The organism is Flavobacterium sp. FG139 (assembly GCF_057809695.1).
Map to the genome: position 1 here is coordinate 1 of NZ_JBMDKL010000058.1, position 351 is coordinate 351.

Sequence of the window (351 nt, forward strand, 5' to 3'; positions counted from 1 at the left end):
GATTTGGTTCCACTACTTTAGTAGCTTGTGGTGTTTCTAATAATACCGATACTAATGATGCTTTATTAACCTATGTTGATAGCGATGGTGATGGCTTCGGGTCAAACACTTTAGCGCCTTCAGGTGTTACCAATAACACCGATTGTAATGATGCTGAAGTTCGTTATTTAGATGCTGATGCTGATGGATATGGATCTGTTTCAGGTGTAAAAGTGGCATGTGGTGGTAGTTTGGTTAGCACCGACTGCGACGACACAAGATCCAATGTTCACCCAGGTGCTGTAGATGTGTGTTATGACGGATTGGACAACGATTGTAATGGCAACATTGACAACGTAGGTCTGCCAGGAG

General features: G+C 43.0%; 1 protein-coding gene. It reads left to right on the forward strand.

Features of this window, described 5'->3' with window-relative positions:
* Nucleotides 1-351, forward strand: a 351-nt coding sequence (locus tag ACODSI_RS15085) for a putative metal-binding motif-containing protein (RefSeq protein ID WP_488917676.1), incomplete at both ends; no start/stop codon positions are given.